Below are 9,401 nucleotides of genomic sequence, written 5' to 3'. Positions count from 1 at the left end.
AGCGTCGCCCCTGTGCGGGGCGGGCACCTACTTCTCTTTGCCGCCGTGTATGGACCGGAGACATGGGTAACAGGTGTGCGGGGACATGGGTAACACTCTGGGCGACGCTAATAGACCAATATCAATTCAAGGAAAGGCCAACGCCGTAGGCGAACAGCCAAAAGAACCCGCCGAAGGCAAAAAACCCAACCGGCACAAGCCTTGCTGCGATCCAGCAAACCGCAAAGACCGAGGATAACCACCATGCCGGAATACCCCGCCGCGCGCGCGCTTCCCCTCCCAAAACACGCTCACCGCCCGGAGCCGATCGAACCGCCGACGCCGTCGCCGGCGCCCAACCCCGGTGAACCCGACACCATTCCAAGTCCCTCCCCGACGCCCGACCCAATCGAACCCGCCGCGCCGCCGATCGGCGATCCCCCACCGCAGCCCACGCAAACGCCACAAGCCAGTCCCCGTCCGCCGTCGCATCGATCGAGCATGCAAGTCTGACGTGGTCCGTGCGCTGCGCCACATACTGGCGCAGCAATTTTATGTACTTGTTACAAAGCCGGCGCATCTTTTACCGGCAATTTACCGTCGTGACCCCTAGACTGTAGTGATGCCGCTCCATAGCGGCGGGCTTCCCCTGGAGGCATCGATCATGAGACATCCAGCACTGCGCCGTTCCGCGCGCCACTCGAAACGCGATTCCCGGCCGGCCAGCAGCAAGAACGGTCCACCCGAAGCACAAGACCCCCCGGCCCATGACCCCTCAGCGCAGAACCGCGTGGCGCCCGACGCGCCGCCAGACGGCGAGTACAACCAGGGCGGTGTGCGTCCGGAAGGACTGGAGTATCAGCGCGATCTCGGCTCGGAACAGGACGCTTAAACCCGTTTGACGGGCCGGTAAGAACATTTTCTGGTCTTGCGATGCACACCAGTAAAAACTTCTTCGCGACGCTTCCATGTCGCGAGGTTCTACTCGTCTGTCACATTTGCACACATTTTTATTCTCAATATCTCAAAAAACGGCACGCGACTTGCGTGCACGGTTTTGGCACATATCCGTACGCAACGAAACAACTGACCAGGTGGAGTACCAATGAGCAGACTGATCGTGGTATCGAATCGTGTCGCGCCGACGCAGGAAGGCCGTCCCTCAGCAGGTGGTCTCGCGATTGGCGTGTTGGACGCGTTGAAGGAAACCGGCGGCGTCTGGTTCGGCTGGAGCGGCGAGACGGTGAATGAACCGTCCGCTCCGGTGATCGAAAAGCAGGGCAACGTGACTTACGCGACGGTGGGCCTCACCAAGCGTGACTACGACCAGTACTATCGCGGCTTTTCCAACGCGACACTGTGGCCGACCTTCCACTATCGCAACGACCTGTCGCGCTACGACCGGCAGGAATACGCGGGCTATCAGCGCGTCAACGCGACGCTCGCCAGGCAGCTCAAGGAGCTGCTCAAACCCGATGACATCATCTGGGTGCACGACTATCACCTGCTGCCGTTCGCGCGCTGCCTGCGTGAGCTCGGCGTGAAAAATCCAATCGGCTTCTTCCTGCATATTCCGTTTCCGGTTCCGGAAGTACTGCGGACAATTCCGCCGCACGAGGAGCTGGTCAAGGCAATGTGCAGCTACGACGTGGTCGGCTTTCAGACCGAGGCGGACCGTCAGTCGTTCGTCGACTTTATCGAGCGCGGCCAGCACGGCACCTCGAGCGAGGACGGCATGATGCACGCGTACAACCGCTTTCTGAAAGTGGCCGCGTACCCGATCGGCATTTATCCGGACGCGATCGCCAAGGCCGCCGAGCAGTTCACCGACCGCAAGCCGGTGCGCAGCCTGCGTGACGGCATGCGGGGGCGCAAGCTGATCATGAGCGTCGACCGGCTCGATTATTCGAAGGGCCTCGTCGAGCGTTTTCAGGCGTTCGAGCGCTTGCTGTTGAATGCGCCGGGTTGGCACGGCCGTGTATCGCTGGTGCAGATCGCGCCGCCGACTCGCGCCGACGTGCAGACCTATCAGCGCATCCGTCAGACGCTGGAGGGCGAAGCCGGCCGCATCAACGGCCGGTTCGCGCAACTCGACTGGACGCCGATTCAATATCTGAACCGCAAGTACGAACGCAATCTGCTGATGGCGCTGTTCCGTCAATCGCAGGTGGGCTACGTGACGCCGCTGCGCGACGGGATGAATCTGGTTGCCAAGGAGTACGTCGCCTCGCAGGACCCGGCCGATCCGGGGGTGCTCGTGCTGTCGCAATTCGCCGGCGCGGCCGAGCAATTGCCGGGCGCACTGGTCGTCAATCCGTTCGATCTGTCGCAGATGGCCGAGGCGCTGGAACGCGCGCTGTCGATGCCGCTCGCCGAACGGCAAGCGCGGCATGCGGACATGATGGCGCCGATGCGCGAGAACAATCTGTCGGTCTGGCGCGATACGTTCCTGGGCGATCTGCGCAACGTCGCGACGGCCTCTTCCGTGACGGCCAAAGCGGTAAAGCTGGCTGACGTGACGGCATCGTCGTAACGGCATCAAGGGCGGCGCGGATTACTTCAAGGGCCGCGCGCGCTGATCACGTCGAACTATTGCGGATGAATGAAGCGTTAGCGAAGGGCGCGGACCGCTGCATGCGATTCGCGCCCTTGTTGTATTGCTCGCAACACGCTCACGCCGCTTGGACATTTTCACGCCGCTTGCACATTCACGCGCTGCATGACCCGCAGTGTGCTGACCACGGCGGCGACCGCTGAAAAGCCCGCTGCCACATACAGCACGATAGTCGGCCCATGCTGGGGCGCAATGCCGAAGATCAGCGCGACCAGCGCCGCGCCGAGCGTTTGTCCGGTCAGGCGCGCGGTGCCCAGCATGCCGCTCGCGCCGCCGCTGCGCTCGCGCGGCGCGGCCGACAGGATGGTGCGGTTGTTCGGCGACTGGAAGATCCCGAAGCCCGCGCCGCACACCGCCATGCGCCACGCGATCTGCATGGGCTCGGGATGCGCGCCGAGGGTGGCCAGCAGCAACAGGCCCGCGGTCATCGCAACCAGTCCGACGCCGCCGAGCCAGCCCGACGACACCTTGTCCGCCAACACACCCGCGATCGGCGCGGCGATGATGATCACCGCCGGCCACGGTGTCATCAGCAAGCCGGTATCGACCTGTGAGAAACCGAGCGTGTCCTGCAAGAGGAACGGCAGTGATACGAAGGCCAGCATCTGCGCGCAAAACGAACACACCGAAGTACCGATCGACAGCGCGAACACCGGAATCCTCAGCAAATCGATCGGCAGCAGCGGCGCGGACTGCGTCAATTGACGGCGCACGAAAAAATAACCGATCACGATCGCACCGATTGCCTCGGCGGCGACCCAGCCGAAGCGCTCACCGTGGCCGAGACCGTCGACGGCAAAAATCAGCAGGCCGAATACGAACGCGTTCATCACCGCGCTCAGATAGTCGTAAGGCGACTCGTGGCCCGGATTCATCGGCAGCGCCTTGAAGGCGCCTACGATCGCCGCGATTCCGATCGGCACATTGATCGCGAACAGCCACGGCCACGAGGCGACGGCGAGCACGCCAGAAGCGACCGTCGGTCCGACCGCGGACGCCACCGCAACGACCATTGCGTTGAGCGCGACGCCGCGCCCGAGCTGCGCGGGCGGATAGATCATGCGCACGAGCGCGGTGTTGACACTCATGACGCCCGCCGCGCCAAACCCCTGGGCCACGCGGGCGAGCGCGAGCGTCGGCAGCGAGGTGGATAACGCGCAACCGAACGACGCCACCGTGAACAGGATCAGCCCGGCCAGATAAACGCGCCGATAGCCGATCCGGTCGCCGAGCGATGCGAGCGGCAGCAGCGAAATGGTGATGGCGAGCTGGTAGGCGTTGACGACCCAGATCGAGCCGGCGGCGCTCGCGTGCAGATTGCGCGCGATGGTCGGCAGCGCAACGTTGGCGATCGCGCTGTCGAGCACGGCCAGGGTGAGGCCGAGCGCGATGACCAGCATGGCCCAATAGCGTTGCGGGATCGGTAAGCCTCGTTCCGGGCTATCCGCGAACGGTGTGCCGGTGCCCGAGTGGGCGGCTGAAGCGGCATCGGCCGGTGTTGAACCGTCCTTGCGCGATGGTTGTGCGTGCATCGTTTTTTTGATTAGGAGTGAGGCGGCTCATCGACCCGACGATAAGCCGCGCGCCGCGTGCCGTTCTCGAAAGACAAGACGGCGCGCCGCGATAATGCCGGCGCTGCAACAGCGCACCGGCATCGCGTCTTACGCGTTATTTGAGCTCATACAGACCTGTGTGGGTGGTCGAATCGAGCTCATTCAGATGCGTCATGAAGCGCGCGACCGCATTGGTGGTGTCCGCATTGATCGGCAGATGCGGCACCTTCAGCGCATGCAGGCGGAAGATGTAGCGATGCGCCTTGTCGCCGCGCGGTGGCGCGGCGCCACCGAAGCCGACGGTGCCGTAGTCGTTGCGTACCTGCAGCGCGCCTTGCGGCAGCAGCGAGCCGTCGGCCTTGCCGGCGTTGCGCGGCAGCGAGCGGGCATCGGCCGGGATGTTGACGATCACCCAATGCCAGAAGCCGCTGCCGGTGGGCGCGTCGGGATCGTGAACGGTGAGTGCGAAGCTTTGGGTGTCGGCCGGCGGGGCATCCCATTGCAGCGCGGGCGAGATGTTCTCGCCGTCCACACCGAAGGCCTTGTCGTGATACTCGTGGGCTTTCGGCATAAAGCCGTTGGTGGGGAACTCGTCGGACCAGAGACGGAAATCAGCCATTGTGTGCCTCCCTTCTTGAGTGGTTCTGGGATGGTTAGCCAATCGAGTGTATCACCAGCGGCGCCGAGATTCCCCGGGATCTGACAAGCTACAAGCAGCTTTCAACCGCGTTCCTCGAAGCTCGGCGCGTCGCTCTTCAACCACTCGACGAGCCGCTGCAATACACCGTCGATATCGCGGTTCGCACCACGCAACGCGCATTCCCACACCACCCCGACGCGCCAGCCGCTCGCGAGCAATGCCGCGTTAACCTTGTCGTCGTTGCTGCGATTGCGGCCGATCTTGTCGCGCCAGAATTCCGGCCGCGTTTGCGGCCATTTGAACAGATGACAGTCGTGACCGTGCCAGAAGCAGCCGTGGACCAGAATCACCGCGCGGTAGCGCGGCAGCACGATATCCGGGCGGCCCGGCAGATCGCGCGCGTCCAGGCGGAAGCGAAAGCCGCGGCCGTGCAGCAAGCTGCGGATCAGGATTTCCGGTTTCGTGTTGCGGCCGCGAATGCCGGACATCATGCGGCTGCGCGTTGCACTGTCGACGATATCGACCATCGTTAGCGCCAGGCTAACTGATCGGGCCGCTCAGGAATAGAGCGAAAGGGTTTGCTTCGAACCATGGTGTGTTTCCTTGGCGAGCAGGGATTGCACGTGCGGCAGCATGATGCGCGCCACTTCCCGCATCACCGGCATGACGACGCTGTTGCCGAATTGCCGGTAAGCCTGGGTGTCGCTGACCGGAATCCTGAAGGTATCGGGAAAGCCCATCAGCCGGGCACATTCGCGCGGCGTGAGGCGCCGCGGCCGCAGCTGTTCACCCTGATAGACCAGAATCTCCGAGCCGTCCTTGTGATAGCGCGCGGAGAGCGTGCGCGTGACGCTGTCGGGATAGGCCATGCCGAAACCGAAGCCATTGCCTGCCGCGCGATGCTTCGCCGCGTAGTTCTGCAGATAGGTCCAGAGATTCGGCGTGAGCGTGTACTTGGGTTGCACGCGTTTGGCGGCGTGGTCGAAGAAGCGCTCGTGGTCCCACGGCAGCACCGGTTCGCTGCCGTCCGTGCGATGCAGAATCGAGCCGAGGCGCGGGCCGCTTTCCGGCAGACGCAGATCGTCCCAGGAAAACGAGGTCTTGCCGCGAAAGCCGACGATGATGATGCGCTCGCGATGTTGCGGCGTGAAATGCTGGCCGTCGACCACACGGTAGTGCACTTCATAGCCGAGCTCGTCGCGCAGGGTCTGCAGGATCACGTCGAAGGTGCGGCCTTTATCGTGCGAGAGCAGATTCTTCACGTTCTCCAGCAGGAACGCGGCCGGCCGTTTCGCGGCGATGATGCGTGCGACGTCGAAAAACAGCGTGCCTTGCGTCGTGCACTCGAAGCCGTGCGGCCGGCCCAGCGCGTTTTTCTTGCTGACGCCGGCAATCGAAAACGGCTGGCACGGAAAGCCGCCGAGCAGCACGTCGTGACTCGGCACCTCTTCGGCGGGAAACGAGACGATGTCGCCGATCAGTGCGTGCTCGCCGTCGGCCGGATAATTCTCGCGATAGGTTTTGGTGGAGAAATCGTTCCACTCGCTGGTGAAGACGCAGTCGCCGCCGTGGGCCTCGAAACCCATGCGTATCCCGCCGATCCCGGCAAACAGATCGATGAAGCGGAACTCGGCGCCGGCGGTGGCCGCATCGGCGTTTGCCCGGGCACTGCTTTTCAGCAGATCGCGCAAGGCCGGCTCCAGCATCGACGGACACGGTGTTTCGCCTTTTTCCCAGCGGCGTACCGTTTTGATGTCTTTACCGACGTGCGCGGCGATTTCGCGTTGAGTGAAGCGGGCGCGCGCCTGTCTGAGCAGGTCGAGCGGTGCGGCGAGGGTCACGGAGGTCCTTGCTGGGAATTTTTGCGGACATTATGACCTAAGGTCGTCCCTTTTCCCTATTTTTTGCCGTCCTCGGGGAAAAATTTGTGATGAAACGGATACCGTTTTCGCTTAAACGCGGGTGTCACAGTTGGACGTGTAGGCTGGCGGTGTGACGCGAATTCCCCGCGTTGCGACGTGTTCGGGCCGCGACAGGTTTCGCGGCCTTTTTTTAGCTGGAAAAAGTAGGGCTGGTCGCAGTGGAAGGCCGGCCACCGAGGCTTGCAGCGTCTCAGGCCGGACGGCTGGCGCTCGCGAGATGCGCCGGCTGGGACAGCGCGGCGGCTGCCGGGGCCAGCGTAGCGCTCCAGACGGATTGGGCTTCGAACTGGTCGATCTGGAGCAGGAGGCTGTCGACCGTGCACAGTTGCGCGTGGGACAGATGGCCGGAGTCGAGCAACTGATACAGACGCTTGCGCCAGTACGTGGGCGGCAGAATCGGTCCGCCCAGATCGCCGTGTAAGGACGGCCGCATCACGCGCCCAATATGCGCGATGTCCCGATCGATCAGCGTCGCCTGGGATGAACCCGTCAGCGTAATGAGTGTGCGTTCCATAGCCCCTCCATGGCACCTTTACGGCAGGCGGCGGCGGGACTTTAGGGTTTTTGTTAAATATTTTTGCGGCCGTGTATCTCGCGCACGCGAGATGGAGGGCGGCCGCGGGCACACCCGTTGCTCAACACGGATACTGGCGTAATGTTGCGCCGGCATTCCAGATAGTGGAGCCGAACATGAACAAAGACCAGGTGAAGGGTGTGGGCGAGCAGGTCAAGGGCAAAGTCAACGAAGCTGTTGGCAAGGCCACCGATAACCCGGGCAAGGAGCTCAAGGGCGACCTCCAGCAAGGCGCCGGCAAGGTGCAAAAGGCCTATGGCGACGCTAAGGAAGACGCCAAGGACGACGCAAAGCGCAACAGGCCGTAATCTGGCTCGCAATGTCGCTTGACGGAAAAAGGCGCTGCGGCGCCTTTTTCCGTTTTCGCCTGGGAATAACCCGGGTTCGGCGCCGTGGACGCGCCGCGCGGCGTGTGTCGCCATTAGACTTGGCGCATCCAACAACAAGGAGGCGCCCATGACCCCGGAAAAAGTGCTTTCGATGTTCGAACGGCAGTACCTGGAGGGCAAGGCGCCCGTCGACCTCGAAACCACCTGTGCGAGTTTCGCCAGCTGGCTGGCGGCAACGTGGGAACAACTTGACGGCGAGCAGAAGACGCTGCTGCTGACGGTCGGTGCGGCCTTGTGGCGCGAAGGCTATAACCTGCGCGCCGGCACGGCGACGAAGGACTTGTGGTGAGAACTGGGGTGCCGCGGTGTTTCGTTGCCTCGGTGCCCTCAGGGCTGAGATCGTGTGAAGAGGTGACGCGGTAGAGAAGAGCGGCGCGCGACCCTGTTCGCAACGGGACGTTTTGCGGCGTCCGCGGACGCGTTGTGCTGAGTCGGTTTATATTTGGCGGTCGCGCGTTCGGGTCTTGCTTTTCGGTCTTTCGGCCGATCGCGGGTCCCGATTCGATTCCGCTTTCCAGCCGCTGCTCTCGCACAAGGGTTACCTCACTACCATGACCGATCTTTCCACCTTCCCGATCACGAAGAAATGGCCTGCCGAGCATCCTGACCGGATTCAGCTGTATTCGCTGCCGACGCCCAATGGCGTGAAGGTGTCGATCATGCTCGAAGAGACCGGCCTGCCGTATGAGCCGCATCTCGTGCGCTTCGATACGAACGACCAGATGTCCGCGGAGTTTTTGTCGCTGAATCCGAACAACAAGATTCCGGCGATCATCGATCCGAACGGCCCGAACGGCAAGCCGCTGCCGCTGTTCGAATCCGGCGCGATTCTGATTTACCTCGCCGACAAGGCGGGCAAATTCATCCCGCAAGATGCCGCTGGCCGCTATGAAGCGATTCAGTGGGTCATGTTCCAGATGGGCGGCATCGGGCCGATGTTCGGCCAGGTGGGTTTCTTCCACAAATTCGCCGGCAGGGAATACGAAGACAAACGCCCGCGCGACCGCTACATCGGCGAGTCGAAGCGCCTGCTCGGGGTGCTGGAGCGGCAACTCGAAGGACGTGACTGGATCCTTGGCGATACCTATTCGATCGCCGATATCGCGACCTTTCCGTGGGTGCGCAATCTGATTGGGTTCTACGAAGCCGGGGACCTGGTCGGGATCGACGACTTTCCGAATGTGAAGCGCGTGCTGGCTGCGTTCGTCGCGCGTCCGGCGGTCGCGAAGGGACTGGAGATTCCGAAGCGGCCTGCATGACGCGTATCAGGAAGTACCAATCGATCCAGCCCTTGCGTGGGTTCTGCAGACTATCGACACGCAGCATCGTGTGCCCGGCGATCTGGGTTGGGTTGCGGTGGTGGTGGCGTCGGTGGCGATAGGGCTCGCGAAAAACATCCGATTCAGGGTGCTTGACGAAGTTCGGCGGGAATTGTGTCCGCAGATTACTGTGTGGCGGGAGCGGTACGTTGAGCGCGATAGATGCGCCGCGCGAGGGGGAGGGATGGGATCGTGATTTTTCTTGGGAGCCTTAGCTCGTTTGCAAAAAAAACCCGCTGCGCAAGGCATACGGGGCTTTTCTGGGCAAACTCGGGTGACGCTGGGAAGCTATCTGGTCCCCCTGACAGGAATGTTAGTCCCTGTTTTGCTCTTCAGGCCTGTGGTGGTCCGTAGCCCTGAAGCCTAAGTCTAGCAAGGCTCCCAGCGATACTCAATGGGGAGTGGTCGCAG

The 9,401-nt window shown here is 62.6% G+C and carries 11 protein-coding genes; 6 read left to right on the top strand and 5 right to left on the bottom strand.

The annotated features are described in order from the left end of the window. Positions 1-243 precede the first annotated feature (243 nt). The 3 genes from QOC89_RS25695 (at position 244) to otsA (ending at position 2,512) form a co-directional block, all read left to right on the top strand. The gene (locus QOC89_RS25695) at positions 244-492 is read left to right on the top strand and encodes a hypothetical protein (protein WP_323047590.1); all 249 of its coding nucleotides are present in this window, start codon (positions 244-246) and stop codon (positions 490-492) included. 151 nt (positions 493-643) lie between these two features. Beyond that, the gene (locus tag QOC89_RS25690) at positions 644-871 is read left to right on the top strand and encodes a hypothetical protein (protein ID WP_323047589.1); all 228 of its coding nucleotides are present in this window, start codon (positions 644-646) and stop codon (positions 869-871) included. A 213-nt stretch (positions 872-1,084) separates the two neighbouring features. Next, entirely contained in the window at positions 1,085-2,512 is a 1,428-nt protein-coding gene (otsA, locus tag QOC89_RS25685) for an alpha,alpha-trehalose-phosphate synthase (UDP-forming) (RefSeq protein WP_323047588.1), read from the top strand. 158 nt (positions 2,513-2,670) lie between these two features. Here the strand turns inward: otsA and QOC89_RS25680 are convergent, their stop codons facing one another. From QOC89_RS25680 to QOC89_RS25660, 5 genes are all read right to left on the bottom strand, one after another. After that, a complete protein-coding gene (locus QOC89_RS25680; RefSeq protein ID WP_323047587.1) occupies positions 2,671-4,125 on the bottom strand; it encodes an MFS transporter in 1,455 nt (484 codons plus the stop codon). 136 nt (positions 4,126-4,261) lie between these two features. Next, positions 4,262-4,765, bottom strand: coding sequence for a YbhB/YbcL family Raf kinase inhibitor-like protein (locus QOC89_RS25675; protein WP_179736910.1), 504 nt, complete (start codon positions 4,763-4,765; stop codon positions 4,262-4,264). Between the two features lie 101 nt (positions 4,766-4,866). Continuing rightward, on the bottom strand, positions 4,867-5,313 hold the full coding sequence (locus QOC89_RS25670; RefSeq protein ID WP_323047586.1) for a very short patch repair endonuclease: 447 nt from the start codon (positions 5,311-5,313) through the stop codon (positions 4,867-4,869). A gap of 30 nt (positions 5,314-5,343) precedes the next feature. After that, positions 5,344-6,627 carry a DNA (cytosine-5-)-methyltransferase gene (dcm, locus tag QOC89_RS25665; protein ID WP_323047585.1) on the bottom strand — a complete coding sequence of 428 codons (1,284 nt, stop codon included), beginning with the start codon at positions 6,625-6,627 and terminating at the stop codon, positions 5,344-5,346. Positions 6,628-6,898: 271 nt separating this feature from the next. Beyond that, a complete protein-coding gene (locus QOC89_RS25660) occupies positions 6,899-7,222 on the bottom strand; it encodes a hypothetical protein (protein ID WP_323047584.1) in 324 nt (107 codons plus the stop codon). 176 nt (positions 7,223-7,398) lie between these two features. Between QOC89_RS25660 and QOC89_RS25655 the strand changes: the two genes are divergently transcribed. The 3 genes from QOC89_RS25655 (at position 7,399) to QOC89_RS25645 (ending at position 8,930) form a co-directional block, all read left to right on the top strand. Then, positions 7,399-7,590: a CsbD family protein gene (locus QOC89_RS25655; protein WP_323047583.1), complete on the top strand. Its 192-nt coding sequence runs from the start codon at positions 7,399-7,401 to the stop codon at positions 7,588-7,590. A 148-nt stretch (positions 7,591-7,738) separates the two neighbouring features. Then, positions 7,739-7,960, top strand: a complete 222-nt coding sequence (locus QOC89_RS25650) for a hypothetical protein (protein WP_201074963.1) — start codon at positions 7,739-7,741, stop codon at positions 7,958-7,960. Positions 7,961-8,222: 262 nt separating this feature from the next. Beyond that, positions 8,223-8,930, top strand: a complete 708-nt coding sequence (locus tag QOC89_RS25645; RefSeq protein ID WP_323047582.1) for a glutathione binding-like protein — start codon at positions 8,223-8,225, stop codon at positions 8,928-8,930. Positions 8,931-9,401 lie beyond the last annotated feature (471 nt).

This window comes from Paraburkholderia sp. (assembly GCF_034668105.1).
In the GTDB taxonomy this organism is placed as follows: Bacteria; Pseudomonadota; Gammaproteobacteria; order Burkholderiales; family Burkholderiaceae; genus Paraburkholderia.
This window is presented reverse-complemented; position numbering and strand designations above follow the sequence as displayed.

Bases quoted from the DNA above. Each gene is read 5' to 3' on its own strand.
- QOC89_RS25695 (WP_323047590.1), top strand. From the start codon at position 244: ATGCCGGAATACCCCGCCGCGCGCGCGCTTCCCCTCCCAAAACACGCT.
- QOC89_RS25690 (WP_323047589.1), top strand. From the start codon at position 644: ATGAGACATCCAGCACTGCGCCGTTCCGCGCGCCACTCGAAACGCGAT.
- otsA (WP_323047588.1), top strand. From the start codon at position 1,085: ATGAGCAGACTGATCGTGGTATCGAATCGTGTCGCGCCGACGCAGGAA.
- QOC89_RS25680 (WP_323047587.1), bottom strand. From the start codon at position 4,125: ATGCACGCACAACCATCGCGCAAGGACGGTTCAACACCGGCCGATGCC.
- QOC89_RS25675 (WP_179736910.1), bottom strand. From the start codon at position 4,765: ATGGCTGATTTCCGTCTCTGGTCCGACGAGTTCCCCACCAACGGCTTT.
- QOC89_RS25670 (WP_323047586.1), bottom strand. From the start codon at position 5,313: ATGGTCGATATCGTCGACAGTGCAACGCGCAGCCGCATGATGTCCGGC.
- QOC89_RS25660 (WP_323047584.1), bottom strand. From the start codon at position 7,222: ATGGAACGCACACTCATTACGCTGACGGGTTCATCCCAGGCGACGCTG.
- QOC89_RS25655 (WP_323047583.1), top strand. From the start codon at position 7,399: ATGAACAAAGACCAGGTGAAGGGTGTGGGCGAGCAGGTCAAGGGCAAA.
- QOC89_RS25650 (WP_201074963.1), top strand. From the start codon at position 7,739: ATGACCCCGGAAAAAGTGCTTTCGATGTTCGAACGGCAGTACCTGGAG.
- QOC89_RS25645 (WP_323047582.1), top strand. From the start codon at position 8,223: ATGACCGATCTTTCCACCTTCCCGATCACGAAGAAATGGCCTGCCGAG.